This window comes from Frigoribacterium sp. CFBP 13729, from assembly GCF_014841875.1.
Lineage (GTDB): Bacteria > Actinomycetota > Actinomycetes > Actinomycetales > Microbacteriaceae > Frigoribacterium.
The window spans coordinates 253928-269044 of sequence record NZ_JACYUR010000003.1; the positions used below are offsets into that span (position 1 = coordinate 253928).

Annotated in this window: 16 protein-coding genes; 7 read left to right on the forward strand and 9 right to left on the reverse strand. The window is 73.6% G+C overall.

Features of this window, described 5'->3' with window-relative positions; all coding sequences use genetic code 11:
• Positions 1 to 10 precede the first annotated feature (10 nt).
• A complete protein-coding gene (locus IFT77_RS11585) occupies positions 11 to 760 on the forward strand; it encodes a GntR family transcriptional regulator (protein WP_371741032.1) in 750 nt (249 codons plus the stop codon).
• A gap of 62 nt (positions 761 to 822) precedes the next feature.
• Here IFT77_RS11585 and IFT77_RS11590 read toward each other — a convergent pair whose 3' ends face one another.
• From IFT77_RS11590 to IFT77_RS11620, 7 genes are all read right to left on the reverse strand, one after another.
• On the reverse strand, positions 823 to 1989 hold the full coding sequence (locus IFT77_RS11590; protein ID WP_192040589.1) for an alcohol dehydrogenase catalytic domain-containing protein: 1167 nt from the start codon (positions 1987 to 1989) through the stop codon (positions 823 to 825).
• Positions 1990 to 2027: 38 nt separating this feature from the next.
• A complete protein-coding gene (locus IFT77_RS11595) occupies positions 2028 to 2810 on the reverse strand; it encodes a phosphonatase-like hydrolase (protein ID WP_192040588.1) in 783 nt (260 codons plus the stop codon).
• Entirely contained in the window at positions 2807 to 4075 is a 1269-nt protein-coding gene (locus IFT77_RS11600) for a TIGR03364 family FAD-dependent oxidoreductase (protein ID WP_192040587.1), read from the reverse strand. The genes IFT77_RS11595 and IFT77_RS11600 overlap by 4 nt, the downstream gene beginning before the upstream one ends.
• The gene (locus tag IFT77_RS11605) at positions 4072 to 5907 is read right to left on the reverse strand and encodes an ABC transporter permease subunit (RefSeq protein ID WP_192170050.1); all 1836 of its coding nucleotides are present in this window, start codon (positions 5905 to 5907) and stop codon (positions 4072 to 4074) included. The genes IFT77_RS11600 and IFT77_RS11605 overlap by 4 nt, the downstream gene beginning before the upstream one ends.
• A complete protein-coding gene (gene phnC / locus IFT77_RS11610; RefSeq protein WP_192040585.1) occupies positions 5904 to 6815 on the reverse strand; it encodes a phosphonate ABC transporter ATP-binding protein in 912 nt (303 codons plus the stop codon). The genes IFT77_RS11605 and phnC overlap by 4 nt, the downstream gene beginning before the upstream one ends.
• Positions 6816 to 6966: 151 nt before the next feature.
• Positions 6967 to 7899, reverse strand: coding sequence for a phosphate/phosphite/phosphonate ABC transporter substrate-binding protein (locus IFT77_RS11615; RefSeq protein ID WP_192040584.1), 933 nt, complete (start codon positions 7897 to 7899; stop codon positions 6967 to 6969).
• Positions 7900 to 8129: 230 nt separating this feature from the next.
• Complete coding sequence (locus tag IFT77_RS11620; RefSeq protein ID WP_192170051.1) at positions 8130 to 9023, reverse strand: EamA family transporter; 894 nt, start codon at positions 9021 to 9023, stop codon at positions 8130 to 8132.
• 233 nt (positions 9024 to 9256) lie between these two features.
• On the opposite strand from IFT77_RS11620, the gene IFT77_RS11625 reads away from it, so the two are divergent.
• The gene (locus tag IFT77_RS11625; protein WP_192170052.1) at positions 9257 to 9742 is read left to right on the forward strand and encodes a DUF1772 domain-containing protein; all 486 of its coding nucleotides are present in this window, start codon (positions 9257 to 9259) and stop codon (positions 9740 to 9742) included.
• A gap of 60 nt (positions 9743 to 9802) precedes the next feature.
• On the opposite strand, the gene IFT77_RS11630 is transcribed toward IFT77_RS11625, so the two are convergent.
• Positions 9803 to 10924, reverse strand: coding sequence for an epoxide hydrolase family protein (locus IFT77_RS11630; RefSeq protein WP_192170053.1), 1122 nt, complete (start codon positions 10922 to 10924; stop codon positions 9803 to 9805).
• Positions 10925 to 10972: 48 nt separating this feature from the next.
• Here IFT77_RS11630 and IFT77_RS11635 point away from each other — a divergent pair, with 48 nt between their 5' ends.
• On the forward strand, positions 10973 to 11506 hold the full coding sequence (locus IFT77_RS11635) for a hypothetical protein (protein ID WP_192040580.1): 534 nt from the start codon (positions 10973 to 10975) through the stop codon (positions 11504 to 11506).
• 60 nt (positions 11507 to 11566) lie between these two features.
• Here IFT77_RS11635 and IFT77_RS11640 read toward each other — a convergent pair whose 3' ends face one another.
• A complete protein-coding gene (locus tag IFT77_RS11640) occupies positions 11567 to 11989 on the reverse strand; it encodes a VOC family protein (RefSeq protein WP_192040579.1) in 423 nt (140 codons plus the stop codon).
• Between the two features lie 121 nt (positions 11990 to 12110).
• Here IFT77_RS11640 and IFT77_RS11645 point away from each other — a divergent pair, with 121 nt between their 5' ends.
• The 4 genes from IFT77_RS11645 (at position 12111) to IFT77_RS11660 (ending at position 15079) form a co-directional block, all read left to right on the forward strand.
• Positions 12111 to 12755, forward strand: a complete 645-nt coding sequence (locus IFT77_RS11645) for a TetR/AcrR family transcriptional regulator (RefSeq protein WP_192040578.1) — start codon at positions 12111 to 12113, stop codon at positions 12753 to 12755.
• 102 nt (positions 12756 to 12857) lie between these two features.
• The gene (locus tag IFT77_RS11650; protein ID WP_192040577.1) at positions 12858 to 13715 is read left to right on the forward strand and encodes a 3-hydroxyacyl-CoA dehydrogenase; all 858 of its coding nucleotides are present in this window, start codon (positions 12858 to 12860) and stop codon (positions 13713 to 13715) included.
• A gap of 198 nt (positions 13716 to 13913) precedes the next feature.
• The gene (locus IFT77_RS11655; protein ID WP_192170054.1) at positions 13914 to 14156 is read left to right on the forward strand and encodes a hypothetical protein; all 243 of its coding nucleotides are present in this window, start codon (positions 13914 to 13916) and stop codon (positions 14154 to 14156) included.
• 47 nt (positions 14157 to 14203) lie between these two features.
• Entirely contained in the window at positions 14204 to 15079 is an 876-nt protein-coding gene (locus tag IFT77_RS11660; RefSeq protein WP_192170055.1) for an aldo/keto reductase, read from the forward strand.
• Positions 15080 to 15117: the final 38 nt, after the last annotated feature.

The window sequence follows — 15117 nt, forward strand, 5'->3', positions numbered from 1 at the left end:
GGCTCCGAGCGTGGCCAGCTCCCTGTACGACCAGATCGCCGACGACCTGCGTCGCCGCATCCTCAGCGGCGACCTCGCGGTCGGCGACGACGTGCCCAGCGAGGGCGAGCTCGCGGAGCAGTGGCGCACCTCCCGCGGTCCCATCCGCAACGCCCTCGCGGCGCTGCGCAGCGAGGGCCTCGTCGAGACCCGGCGCGGTCGACCTGCCCGCGTCGTCGCCCGCAAGGCGCACCACCCCGTCGACGTCTCGATCCCGTTCACGAAGTGGGTGCGCGACGTGGGCGGCGAGCCGGGCGCCCGCACCCAGGAGGTGTCGCTGCGGCGCGCGGACGACGAGAAGGCGAGGGCGCTGGGCATCGAGCCCGGAGACCTCGTCGTCGACGTCGTGCGGCTGAGACTCGTCGACGGCCGCCCCACGATGCTCGAGCGCCTCACCTTCATCGAGGAGGTCGGCCGAGTGCTCTTCGACGTCGACCTCGACACGGTCTCGATCACCGAGTACCTCGACTCGCGGGGGTTCGGCTACGACGACATCGACCACGAGATCGACGCGGTGGCGGCTGACGAGCTCGACGCCGAGCTGCTGGGCGTCGACCTCGGGACGCCGATCCTGCGGCTGCACCGCGTGACCCGCGGCCGTGACGGCCGCACCTTCGAGGCCTCCGACGACCGCTACCGCAGCGACATCGTCCGCTTCACGGTCGCGGCGTCGGGCCGCGCCCGCGAGGGCGGCCACTTCATCCGCGCGATCGGCGCCTGAGCACCTGCTCGACCGGCGCGTGACCCGAGGAGGCGGCGGTGCGGCCGTGAGGGAGAGCCCGGTCAGGTCGGGCGGACGCCCACCCGCACCGAGCCGCCCGCCGCGGCAGCCGTGATGCCGGCGTCGAGGTCGACCAGCGCCACGGTCTCGCCCACGAGCTCGGCGAGCGGCCAGGCCGCGTGCCGCTCCTCGACGAAGCGGGCCGCCGCGACCAGGTGCCGCGGCGCGTAGTTGTGCACGCCCCGGATCGTCACGAGCCGTCGCACCACGCTCTCGGCGTCGAGCGGCACGGCCGGCGCGGGGAACACGCTGCCGACGAGCACGGCGACCCCGCCGGTCCCGAGCAGGGCGAGCGCGGAGGCGACGGCGTGCGGTGATCCGGACGCCTCCACGGCCACGAGGGGGGCGCCTCCTGCGGTGCGGAGCGCGTGCTCGACGCTGTCGTCCGATCCGGGCGTGACGGTGGGCGACGCCGTGGCGACGGCCCCGAAGCGGGCGGCGAGCGCACGTCGCGACGCATCGGGGTCGACGACGACGACGCGGGCCCCGGCGTCGGTCGCCATGGCCGTGGCCGTGAGCCCGATGAGCCCCGCGCCGAGCACGAGCACCACCGACCCGGCGAGGTCGACGACCTGCGCCGCCGAGTCGAGGGCGGCCCTCGCGGTCGCCGTGCCGCAGGAGACGGGGGCGAGCAGCGCGGCGTCGAGGTCGTCGGCGACGGGGACGACTGCGGTGCCGGCACGGACGTGGACGTGCGTGGCGAAGCCGCCGCTGAGCTCCCAGCCCGTGACGAGCCGTTCGTGCCCGTACTTGAGCACCGACTCGCACTTCTGGGGCAGGCCCCGCCCGCAGCTCGAGCAGCGTCCGCAGCTGACGGTGAGCGACCAGACGACCCGCTGCTCGGGCACGAGGGGCGTCCCGTCGACGGCCACGGCCCCCGCGCCGACCGCGACGACCCGGCCGACCTGCTCGTGGCCGAGCACGAGCGGCGCCGGGGCCCCGCGGTCGCCGCGGGTCGTGTGCACGTCGGAGCCGCAGATCGTGGCGAGCTCCACGGCGACCAGCAGGTCGCCCGGGGCCAGGTGCACGCTCGGCACCGCGACCGCGTCGTGCGGGCGACCGGGCTGCGTCCAGACCATCGCCGTGGGCGCCGGGTCGAGACGAAGGTCGACGCGTCCGGACGGCGCTCCCGGAGACGCGGCCTGCGCCTCCTCGCCGGTCGAGGGCATCGAGCGCGTCGTGAGTGCCGAACGCGAGGAGGCGGTCGTCACGAGACCGGGACCGGGCTCGCGATCGCCGTCGCCGTCGCGGTCGCGGTCGCGGTCGCGGTCGCGAGCAGAACCGCGAGCTGCGGCAGCCCCGCCAGCTCGCGCACGCTGTCGAGCACGACGTCGGCGCCCGCGGCGAGCAACTGCTCGCGGGTGTGCGCACCCGTCGTGACGCCGACGACGAGCCCGGCGCCCGCCGCACGGCCCGAGAGCACGTCGCTCGCCGTGTCGCCGACGACGACGACCGAGGCGACCGACGACGCGCCCGTGCGCAGCAGCGCCGTGAGCACGAGGTCGGGCGCGGGCCGACCACGACCCGCGTCGACGGGCGACAGCGCTGCGTCGACCTGCCAGCCGAGGGCGTCGAGCAGGCGATCGCGCGTCGCGGGGGCGAAGCCGGTCGTGAGGACGACTGCGACGCCGGAGGCGCGCAGCGTGTCGATCAGCTCGCCCGCTCCCTCGATCGGGTCGACGCCGAGCTCGTCGACGAGCTCCCCGTAGGCGACCTCGAACTGCTCGGCGGCGCGCTGCGCGACCTGCTCGTCGCCGCCGGCCAGGTGCCGGAACACGTCGATCTTCGACTGCCCCATCGTGTCGCGGACGTGCTGCAGCGCCTCCTCGCGGGTCAGCGACGGGCCGAGGTCGACCCGGTCGGCGGTGCGGACGAAGGCCTGCTCGACGATGCCGTCGTCGACGACGGTCGTGCCGGCCATGTCGAGCACGACGAGCTCGACGGCGGGCGCGGCGGAGGCAGGGCGGGAGGGGGTGGTCTCGATGCTCATGAGCGGCTTCCTGTCAGGACGGAGGGGAGAGGTGCGGAGTCGTCGGAGGGCGACGCGGGGAGCGAGAGCGCCGCGTCGGAGGTGCCGGCGGGCGAGAGCGCCGCGTCACGCCCGCCGTCGAGGTGGCTGCCGACGACGTGCTCGGCGAGCCCGAGCCCGGTGGTCATGCCGATCCCCGTGGCGACGACGGTCACGAGCACGCCCGGCTCGACCTCGTCGACGACGAACTCGTCGCGGCCCGAGGCGTAGACGCCCTGCCAGCGCTCGGTCACGACGGGCTCGGCGCCGAACAGCGCCCGGAACTCGTCGAGGAACGCCACGGAGGCGCGCTCGTCCTGGAACGGCGAGATCGCCGCGCCCTTCTGGTGGCTGTCGCCGACGACGACCGAGCCGTCGGGCAGCTGCGTGTACATCTGGTTGAGGTCGAGCGCGGCGAGGTCCGGCCGCTCGGCGTGCAGCCTCGCCCGCACCTGGTCGGCCGCGACCGTGCCGGCGAACGCGCTGTAGCGGATCAGCGACCACCCGGTCAGCAGCGGCGCGACGAGCGGCCGCGCGAGGTCGGCCCGCACGCGGAGCATGTCGAGTCCGCAGCGCTGCAGCTCGGCGCGCTCGGCGAGGTCGGGCAGCAGCTGGTCGAGGTCGTGGTTCGTCGCGACGACCACGGTGCCGGCGTCGATCGGTCCGCGGCTCGTCTCGACGCGCCCGCTGCGGACCGACCCGACGGAGGTGCGGGTCAGGAAGCGCACCCCTCGCGACTCGAGGTGCCTGCGGATCGCGTCCGCCGCCTCCCGCGGGTCGACCTGCAGGTCGTACGGCAGCAGCGCGCCGCCGAGCGTGACGCCCGGCGAGACCGGGGCGAGGGCCCGGAGCTCGCGCTCGTCGAGCGGCTCGATCTCAGGCCGGTCGCCGAGCAGACGCTCGGTGCGCGCGGCGGCGAGCTCGTCGAGCAGCGCGAGCTCGTCGAGGTGCCGGGCGGCGACCAGCGTGCCTCGCTCGGAGGCCCAGAACCCGGCGTCGCGGGCCAGCCTCAGCCAGAGCCCGCGGGCGGCGATCGCGTGGCGACGCGCCTCGCCGCTCTGCGGGGTGAGGCAGAGGTGGCCGAAGTTGCGGATCGTCGAGCCGCCGATCACGGCCGAGCGGTCGACCACCAGCACCGACAGGCCGCGGTCGACGGCGGCGAGCGCCGCCCCCAGGCCGACGATGCCCGAGCCGACGACGACGACGTCGTGCGCAGGCGCCGCGTGGAGCTCGGCACGCGCGCTCATCGCAGCACCTTCCGCATCCACATCGCGAGCCCCTCGACGGCGAGCACGGTGACGAGGATCATCAGCACGATCGCGGCCACGGCGCCGTAGTTCGACCCCTGGCTGGCGTTGAGCAGGTAGTAGCCGACTCCCCCGGCCCCGACGATGCCGAGCAGCGTCGCCGCGCGGATGTTCGTGTCGAGCATGTAGAAGGTGTGGCCCACGAGCGCACGGGTTCCCTGCGGCAGGGTCGCGCCGGCGTAGACCTGCAGCCGGGTGGCGCCGGTGGCGGAGAGCGCGCGCTCGGGGCCGGCCGACACCTCCTCGAACGAGTCGGCGATCAGCTTGCCGAGCAGGCCGACGCCGCCGAGCGCGAGCGCGAGGGTGCCGGCCTGCGTGCCGAGGCCGGTGACGACGATCAGCACGATGGCGAGGATCACCTCGGGGACGCCTCGGATGCCGACGAGCAGCAGGCGCATGCCGCTGCGCATCCCCCGGCTCGGCGCCACGTTGCGCGCGGCGAGCGAGCCGATCACGACGGAGGCGACCAGGGTGAGCAGCGTCGCGGCGAGCGCGATCGCGATCGTCTCGCCCATCGCGGCGATCATGGTCGTCGTCTCGTAGCTGCCGAACGAAGGCGGCCAGAACTGTACGGCGACGGCGGGCACGCCGCTCCACACGGTGACGAGGTCGGACCAGGCGACGTCGCAGACGAGCACGCTCGCGACGACGACCGCCACGGCGATCGCGCCCCACGACGTGTCCCGCACGCGGGTGCGGTCCCAGGGGCGGCTGAGCATCGTGTCGACCGAGACGGCGGGGACGGGGGCACGGGTCGCGTCGTCCGCAGCAGGCGCGGCAGCGCGGGAGGCGCGGGTCGCGTCGTCCGCGCCCGTCACGCCCGCAGGTGCCCGGCCGGCCGTCTCGGGGACGACCGCGGCGGACGCCCCGGCCGCGCGCCTCCTCGTGGCCCGCCGCACGACGCGGTCGCCGAGGCCGCGACCGGTCGGCGCGACGCCGAGCATGGCGGCGCGCACCGAGCTGGAGACGATCTCCATGACGACGCAGAGCACGAAGATGACGAGCGCGTAGCCGAGCCCCAGGCCGTAGTCGAGCGACTTGAAGGCGAACGACATCTCCATGCCGAGGCCGACCACGCCGACGTAGCCGAGGATCACGCTGCCGCGCAGGTTGATGTCGTTGCGGTGCAGCACGGTCGCCACCCACGAGGGCAGCACCTGGGGCAGCACCCCCGCGGTGAACTGCTGCAGGCGGGTGCCTCCGGCGGCGCGGACCGCGGTGCGCGGCCCCTCGTCGATCTGCTCGATCGCGTCGGCGAACAGCTTCGAGATCATGCCGACCGAGTGCAGGCCGATGGCGAGGATGCCCGGCAGCGTGCCGAGCGAGAAGAGCAGCACGAACACCATCGCGAGCACGACGTCGGGCACGGCGCGGGCGAGCACCGTGACGAAGCGGGCGGCGGCACGCCAGGCGGGTCCGGGCGTGGTGTTCGAGGCGGCGAGCACGGCCACCGGGACCGACAGCACGGCGGCGAGCAGCGTGCCGCAGATCACGAGGCCGAGCGTCAGCGCCGTGAGCTGCAGCAGCTCGCCGAGCGGCGGGAACTCGATCGCCCCGACCCGGCCGAAGAAGCGCTCCACGTTCGACCAGCTCTGCAGCATGCGGGCCGGGTCGATCTCGACGCTGCGGAGCGCCACGACGCTCAGCCCCAGCAGGGCGACGATCGTGAGGCCGGCGGCGACGCGCTCGGGCGAGACCCGGCGACGAGGAGGCGCGGCGACGGGCGCCAGGACCTGGTCGGTCGTGCGCGGGCGCTCGGTCACGGCGGTCATCGGACGGCGTCCCCGGCGGCGGCGGTGCCTGCGGCGCTGCCGGCGCCTGCGGTGCTGCCGGCCCCGGCCAGCTCCAGCTCGATGGCCTCGAGCTGGCCGGTGCTGGTCGCGACGCGGCCGTAGATCTCCATGACCTGGGCCTTAGACAGCCCCTCGGTCTCGGTGTCGAGCACGACCGCGCCGTGCCGGAGCCCGACGATGCGGTCGGCCCACGAGAGCGCCAGGTCGACCTGGTGCAGGCTGCAGATCACGGTCAGGCCCTCGTCGACGGCGATCTCGCGGATGAGCGCCATCACCTGGTCGCTCGACTCGGGGTCGAGGGAGGCGACGGGCTCGTCGGCGAGCAGCACCTGGGGCCGCTGCATCAGCGCACGAGCGATGGCCACGCGCTGCTGCTGGCCGCCCGAGAGGGTGTCGGCACGCTGGTAGGCGCGCTCGAGCAGGCCGACGCGCTCGAGCCGGGCGAGCGCCTCGGCCCGGGCCGCGCGTCCGTACGACCAGAGGCCGAGACGCGGGCCCCGCACGGCGGCGAGCGAGCCGGTGAGCACGTTCTCGAGCACCGTGAGCGAGGGCACGAGCTCGAACTGCTGGAAGATGAAGCCGACCTCGCTGCGCAGCTCGCGGAGGGCGCGGCCCGAGAGCGCGGTGACCTCGCGGCCGAGCACGTGCACGGTGCCCGACGTCGGCCGCTCGAGGCCGTCGACGTGGCGCAGCAGCGTCGACTTGCCCGAGCCGGAGAGGCCGAGCAACACGACGACCTCGCCGCGCCGGACCTCGAGCGACGCGCTGTCCAGAGCCGTCGTCGTGCCGAAGCGCTTGGTGATGCCCTCGAGCGAGACGACGATCTCGGCGGGGTCGGAGGCGGCCGAGGGAGCGGCCGGGGCGACGGGGTCGGCGTGCGGGGTCATGACGTCTCCAGGGGGCTGGGCGGTGCGGTCGGTGCGGTGCGCGGGAGGCACGGGGCGGTGCGGGAGGTGCGGATCGGTGCGGGGCGGTGCGGATCGCGGGAGGCGCGGCGACGGTCGGGACCGTCGCCGCGCCTCCGTCAGGCAGAGGCCGTCAGGCCTGGCACTGCGTGGCGTTCGTCTTCTCGCAGATGTCGCGGATCTGGTCGTAGTACGCGTCGTCGACCGGCGTGGTCTGGAAGAACACGGCGCGGAAGCCTTCGCTGTCGGCGCTCTCGATGCCCGCGGCGACCATGTCGTCGGCGGTGACGTTCGAGAGGATGTCCTTCAGCTGCTGCTTGACGTCGTCGGGCAGGGTGTCCGACTCGACGATCGGGGCGCCGGGCACCATCTGCTCGTCGATGACCTCGACGGCGTCGCTCTTCGCGACCTCGCTGTCCTCCGCGAAGCCGGCCTCGCACTCGGTGCCCTCGCCCACCTTCTGGACGCTGACGTCGTGCTTGCCGGCGAAGACCGGGGTGACGTCCTTCTCCGGGTCGATGCCCGCCTCGAGCAGCGCGTAGCTCGGGAACAGGTAGCCCGAGGTCGACGACGGGTCGACGAAGCAGATCTTCTTGCCCGCCATGTCGTCGATCGACGTGATGTCGCTGCCCTTCGGAACGATGGCCTGCGAGAAGTAGCCGGGCTCCTGGCCCTCGGCCGTGGTGATCGACGAGATCGGCGTCAGCTCGGCGCCGTTGTTCGTGGCGGTCACGTAGGTGAAGCCCGAGAACGACGCGACGTCGATCTGGCCGGCGATGCTCGCCTCGATCAGCGCGGCGTAGTCGGTCGACTCGTGGTACTCGACGGTCTTGCCGGTCTCCTGCGCGATGTAGTCCATCAGCGGCTGGTAGTTCGTCTCCGTGTCGACCGAGTCGGGCACGACGCCGAAGACGAGGGTGCTCGAGTCGACCGCGTAGCCGCCGGCGTCGTCGGGCGACCCGGTGCCCTCGGCGGAGGAGGCGGCGGTCGAGCAGCCGGCGAGGGCGGTGGCGAGCAGCGCGGTGCCGGCGAGGGCGATCGCGGCGCGGGAGCGGCGGAGGGTCATGACGGCCTTTCAGAGGGGAGCGGGACGTCACGATGCTGACACGCGGCTACCCGACATAGGAACCTATCTCGGGGCTAGTTCAGGCAGAGTTCACCTCTTGTATGCCGAACCCGGCGCGCTGGTGCGCGTTGCGCGCGGCGGGATCGTCGAGGTGACGCTCCGGAGGCGTCGGGCGGGGCACGATGCCCCCGACGCGTCACCTTAATCGCCGCGATGCGATGCGGCGCCGCTCAGAGGGCGAGGAGCGCGATGCCGCCGAGCACGACGACCGACGCCGTGAGCCGCTTCGCCACCGACCCCTCGCGCAGCACCAGCGCCCCGAACACGGCGACCATCACGACGCTCGTCTCGCGGGCGGGCGCGACGAGCGCGACCGGCGTCGTCTGGATCGCGACGAGCACGAGGATGTACGACATCGGCGACAGCACCCCGAACGCGAGCACCCGCGGCCAGTGCGCCCTGACCACGTCGAGCAGCTCGCGGCGCCGACGGCTGAGCGTCGCCGTGTAGAACACGACCTCGACGGCCGTCACCCCGACCATGAACGACACCGGCGAGAGCTCCCAGGTGCGCAGGGCGTGGGCGTCCCAGATCGTGTAGGAGGCGATGGCCAGGCCGGTCAGGAGGCCCCAGGCGATGCCCGGGTCGAGCCGCCGCCTCCTGCGGGGTGCCGCGTCCGCGACCGGCGCGGGCGCCTGCCGGGGGCGACGGTCGATCAGGCCCGTCGCGACCACGCCGGCGACGACGACCGCGATGCCGACCCCGGCGAGCGCCGACAGCCGCTCGCCGAGCAGGAGGACGGCGAGCACGGCGCTGACGGCCGGCCCGGTGCCGCGGGCGGTCGCGTAGACGGTGGAGAGCGACCCGGCGGCGTAGCCGCGCTGCAGCACGACCATGTAGACGACGTGCAGCACCGCCGAGACTCCCGCGCCGAGGGCGAGGCCCCCGACGCTGCCGCCGAGCCCGCCCGTGAACGGGACGACGGGCAGCCAGAGCACGGCGCTGGCGACGGCGCCCCACCAGAGGAACGGCGTGCCGATGCGGCTGACCCCGTGGGCGACGACGTTCCACGACGCGTGGCAGACGGCCGCGGCGAGGACGAGGAGGAGAGCTGTGCCGGACATGAGATCGGACCCTTCGACCCGACGCAGGGCGCGTCGGCAGGATCCTCCAGGCTTTTGTCCGTTCAGATGACGGCGGGGCGGTGGCGCCCGGCCGTGGCGCCGCTCGGACCAGTCGGATCGTGAGACCCCGGAACCCTAGGCGCTGTCGGTCGGGACCCTAGCAGGCCCGTGTGACGCGCTCGCGACGCTGCCGCCGTCGACGGCTGTTCACGTCGGCTCGCTAGCCTCCGGCCATGAGCGGACTCGTGCATGACCTCGTCGCCGTCGTCGCGCTGCTCACGAACGGACTCGTGGCGGGCCTCTTCTTCGCCTTCGTGGTCGCGGTGTCGCCGGGGCTGCGTCGGGTCGACGACGTCGCCTTCACCGGGGCGTTCCGCACGATCAACGCGGCGATCCTGCGCCCGTCGTTCCTCCTCGTGTTCGTCGCGGCACCCGCCTCGGCGGCGCTGCTCGCGGTGCTGCACGTCGTCGACGGCAGCTCGGCGAGCGCGTGGGCCGCCGGGGCGGCGGCCGCCTCGGTCGCCACCTTCGTCGTCACGGTCGCGCGCAACGTGCCGCTGAACGAGGCGCTCGCGCGGGCGGACGTGTCCGGCCCGGCCTCGGCGAGCGCCGCGCGCCGTGCGTTCGAGCCGCCGTGGACCCGGTGGAACACCGTCCGCACGCTGACGGGCGTCTGCGCCGTCCTCGGCCTCGCAGCCACCGCGGTCGCGGCCGCCTGACCCGTCTCGGCGCCAGGCATCGCTGCGCTGCTGGCTGCCCCGCCCCTCGGCCGGAACGGGCTAGGCCCCGGCTGAGCCGAGCGCGATAGCCTCGCGCAGGTCGGCCGCGAACTGCTCAGGCCGCTCCCACGCGGCGAAGTGCCCGCCCGCCGAGTGCTCGTGGAACGCGCGCACGTCGAACAGCCGCTCGGCGAACGAGCGCGGGGCGTTCGCCAGGTCGCCGGGGAAGATCGACAGCACTGCGGGCACGGCTGCCTCGACCGGCTCGTTGGTCGAGGGCTCCCGCAGCGCGTAGGCGCCGAACGACGTGCCGATCGTGCCCGTGAACCAGTAGGCGGAGACCCAGGTGAGCACGTCGTCGTCGCCGAAGACCGCCTCCATGCCGCCCGCGACCGAGCGGTCGCTCCACGACCAGAGCTTCTCGCCGATCCACGCGAGCAGGCCCGCCGGGGAGTCGCCGAGCGCGACGGCGAGCGTGCCCGGCTTGGTCGCGTGCTCGTGGGCGTAGCCGCCCTCGGTCGCCTGCCACTGCTCGCGGCGGTCGGCGTAGGCGCGCTCCTCGTCGGTGAGGTCGTCGGGCAGCTCGGCGGCGAGGTGCCCCTGCGGCACGTCGGTCAGGTGCACGGCCGAGACCGCGTGGCCGTGCCGGCGCAGCAGCGCCTCGGCGACGCCGGCCCCGATGTCGCCGCCGCTGACCACGTACCGGTCGTGCCCCAGCTGCTGCATCGCGGCCGCGACCACGTCGGCCATGTCGACGCCCGACATGCCCCCGGCAGCCGAGGAGGCGCTGAACGGGTACCCGGGCAGGGCCGGCACCACGACGGTCGCGTCGCCCAGCAGCGGCAGGACCTTCTCGAAGCGCAGCACCGAGTCGGGCCAGCCGTGCAGCAGCACCACCACCGGGGCGTCGGGCGCACCGCGCCGGTGCACGACCCGGAGCGGGACGGCACCGTCGACGAGCTCCCACGGCAGGTCGAGGACCCGCTGCTCGTGCACCCGCCAGTCGTACCCGTCGGCCCAGCGGGCGAGCAGGCGCTCGAGCCACGCGACGTCGACGCCGTGCCGCGGCTCGAGCCCCGCGGGCAGGTCGACGCGTCGTCGGCGGGCGAGGCGTTCCCGGAGGTCGGCCACCGCCTCCTCGGGGACACGTGCCGGGGCTGCGCTCTGCGCGTTCGTCTGCATGGCCGCACCCTACGACCAGGGGCCGACACCGGGCGTTACGATCGCGGCATGGGGACCGAGGGGGGATCGGAGCCGGCAGACACGGAGCCGACGACGAGCACGCAGCCGATCGACGAGACGAAGCCGAACGCGGGGTGGGTGTTCTTCGCCGTCATGGCCGTGGCCATGTTCCTGTGCGTCCTCACGGACGTCCCCAGGACGACCCTCGGGGCCGACGTGCTGCTCGCCGTGCTGGGGGCCCTGATGGCCGGACTCGCGGTCGTCCTGCGGCGGAGCTGGTTCCGTCTCTTCGCCGACCGCATGGAGTACAGCTCGCTGTCGGGCAAGGCCCGGGTGATGTGGTTCCGCGACGTCGAGGAGGCGGTGCTGCGGGAGGCTCCCTTCGGCGGCGGGCCGACCCTGAAGGTGCGCTCCCGCACGGGCCAGAAGCTCAGCTGGGATGCCAACCCCAGGAAGAACGACCCCGGGATCGTCACCGAGAGGCGGCTCAAGGCCGTCTACGAGGCCCTGGTCGCCTACGGCGTCGAGGTGGACTCGCAGAACTACATGCGGACGGGGCCGTTCCGCATGTGGCGCGTCTGACGCGGACGACAGCCGGCGACCACGTGGCTGCCTGACGCCGTCTCCCTGGCCGACGACCGCCTACTGCGCCGCGACGGCCTCCGGGCCGTCCGCGGCGGCGACCGGGTCCATCCAGCCGAGCTCGAGGACGTTGCCGTCCGGGTCGGAGAGCTGGCGTTGGTACATGAAGCCGAGGTCGTTGGCCGGGCGCTCCTCGACGCCGCCGCTCGCGAGCCCGGCCGTGGTCATCTCGTCGACGCGGTCACGGCTGTCGACCATGAGCGCGGTCATGGTCGACACGGTCGTCGAGGGGTCGCCGGCGGGTCGGTCGGTGAACGTCTGGAAGTAGTCGCGGACCAGCAGCATGAAGGCGGCCTGGTCCTCCTCGACGACGATGCAGGCGGCGGCGTCGTCGCTGAACGCGGGGTTCTGCGTGAAGCCGAGCGCCGTGTAGAACGCGACCGCGCGAGGCAGGTCGGTCACGGGCAGGTTGACGAACATCATGGGGACTCCCTCGTCGGTGATGCGCTGGTGCTCGCGATGGTCCTCCCGGCACGGCTCGTCGTCAAGCACGCCACCAGAACGGGGTCTGGCCCCGACCGCCGCCGCCTGGTGAGGTGGATCAGTGACCGATGTGCCCTCGCTCCCCCGCCCTGCCTCCCCCCTCGACGAGGACACCGAGCTGCGGGTCCGCGTCGTCGAGGCGGTGATCGACGCCTTTCGCACCCGGGCGTTCCACGAGACCGACGTCGACGTGGTCTCCGAGCTGGCCGGCGTGCCCGTCGAGACGGTGCGCGGGCTCTTCCCGAGCTGGAACGGCCTCGTCATGGCCGCCGTCGACCGGTGGAACGCCGAGCGCATGCGCCCGGTCATCCCCCTCATGCACGCGTACGGCACCGTGCGGTTCCTCCGCGGCATCGTGGAGCGCAACGTCCACGACCCGTCGCTGATGCGCCTCCTCACCTCGCTCCTGAACGTCGCCGCGACGCCGGGGCACCCCATGGCGCCGACCCTGCAGCACGAGTGGCGCAAGTTCCACGCCCTGATCCTCGGCGGCCTCACCACCGACGTCGAGGTCGGACGCGAGCCGGAGACGATGGACCCGGTCCGCGGGGCCGAGCAGCTCATCGCCCTCTACGAGGGGCTGCAGATGCAGTCGATGGTGCGACCGGAGATGGACCTGCTGGCCTCGTACGACCGAGGCGTGACGCGCCTCCGCGCCGGCTGGTCGCAGGACTACGTCGAGCAGGTCTGGGACCTCGACAGCTGATCGTCGGCGGCTGTCCACCGACAGCTGCCGTCCGGTCGCGGAGGAGTAGACCTCGATGAGGCGGGCGCCACGAGGCGCGCCCCCTCGAGAGACTGGAACCCCATGACCACGTTCAGCCACGTCACCGTCGTCGGCGCCGGCGTCCTCGGCGCGCAGATCGCCTTCCAGATCGCGACCCACGGCGTCGCCGTCCGAGCCTGGGACGTCGACGACGACGCCGTCACGGCCGCCGAGGCCCGCCTCCGGTCGATCGTCGAGCAGTACGTCGGCGACCTCGGCGACGAGCACCGGCAGGCAGCCGAGGAGGCGGTGGCCGGGATCGCCTTCACCACCGACCTCGCCGAGGCGGTCGCCGACGCCGACCTCGTGGTCGAGGCCGTGCCGGAGACGCTCGAGCTCAAGCAGGGCGTCTACGCGCGGCTCGCCGCCGCGGCGCCCGAGCACACGATCTTCGCGACGAACTCGTCGACCCTGCTGCCGAGCCAGCTGGCCGACGCGACGGGGCGCCCGGAGAAGTTCCTCGCGCTGCACTTCGCCAACCACATCTGGCGGCAGAACACGGCCGAGATCATGGGCAGCCCGCGGACGGACCCTGCCGTCTTCGACCAGGTCGTGGCCTTCGCGGGCGAGATCGGCATGGTGCCGATCCCCCTCCACAAGGAGCAGCCCGGCTACGTGCTCAACTCGCTGCTCGTGCCGTTCCTCGGCGCGGCGTCCGAGCTCGTCCTGCGCGGCGTCGCGGACCCCGAGACGATCGACGCCACCTGGCGCATCGGCACCGGGGCGCCGATGGGCCCGTTCCAGATCTTCGACATCGTCGGCCTGCGGACCGCCTACGCGATCTCGGCGGCGAGCGACGAGGAGGGGGCCCAGCTCTGGGCGGACCACCTCAAGACCAACTACCTCGACCAGGGCAAGCTCGGGGTCGAGTCGGGCGAGGGCTTCTACTCGTATCGGTGAGCGGGGCGGGGCCGTGCCGGTGAGGGTGCGGGGCCGTGCCGGGCGTCGCCGAGGGCCCGGCCGCTCGGCGGGGCGGCGGGCGCCGGGGCGCCGACTCGGCACAGTGGCGTTGGATGGACGGGTGATCTGGACAGCTCCCTTCTCGTCCCCTCTGTGCAGTCGGACGCGCCTGGCGGCTCCTGTCCGGAGGAGGGACCGGTGACCGTGGGGGCGACAGCGGCCGCGGTGGGCGCTGTCCTCTTCATGGTGGTGGGACTCGGCCTCGTGCTGTTCCGTCACCCGGTGGCGCGGCAGATGCAGCGTGAACGCAAGCGGCTCGGCCTCCACCTCGGCTCGGAGAGCCAGCCGGGCATGCTGCTCGTGGTCGGCCTCTTCTTCGTCGCCGGGTCGGTCGTCGTCCTGCTCGCGACCTCCACCGACCTGTTCACTGGCTCGGCGTAGCTTCCCCGTCTGATCCCGGGAAGAACGTCGAGGAGCAGACTGCGTCCATGACCGACACCACCACGAACCGTCCCGCCACCGCCTCCGGCACCTTCAGCATCGGTGGGGACCTGCCCACCACCCGCCTCGGCTACGGCACCATGCAGCTCACCGGCCCCGGGGTCTGGGGCGAGCCGAGCGACCGCGGAGAAGCCGTCCGCGTCATCCGCCGGGCCGTCGAGCTCGGCGTGACGTTCTTCGACAGCGCCGACGCCTACGGCCCTGCCGTCACCGACGGCCTCCTCCGCGAGGCCCTCCACCCCTACGCCGACGACATCGTCGTCGCCACCAAGGTCGGCAACACCCGCCAGGGCCCCGACCAGTGGACTCCCCTCGGCGTCCCGGCCTACCTCCGTCAGCAGGTCGAGATGAACCTCCGCCACCTCGACGTGGAGCGCATCGACCTCCTCCAGCTGCACCGCATCGACCCGAACGTCCCCCTCGAGGACCAGATCGGCGAGCTGGGCGCACTGCGCGACGAGGGCAAGATCCGCCACATCGGCCTCAGCGAGGTCAGCATCGACGAGGTGAAGGCGGCACAGGCGGTCGCCCCGATCGTCTCCGTGCAGAACCTCTTCAACCTGACCGACCGCTCCGCCGAGCCGCTGCTCGACTGGGCGACCGAGAACGGCTTGGCGTTCATCCCCTGGTTCCCGCTCGCCACCGGCGGCCTCACCGGTTCGGACAGCCCGCTCACGAAGCTCGCCGAGCAGCACGAGGCCACCCCGGCGCAGCTGGCCCTCGCCTGGCTCCTCAAGCGCTCGCCCGCGATGCTGCCGATCCCCGGCACGTCGAGCATCGCCCACCTCGAGGACAACCTCGCCGGCGCGACCATCGAGCTCACCGACGCCGAGTTCGACGCGCTGACGGACGCGGTGAGCTGACCCGAGACTGCGTCTCGGATGCCTCCGGAGCACGCGAG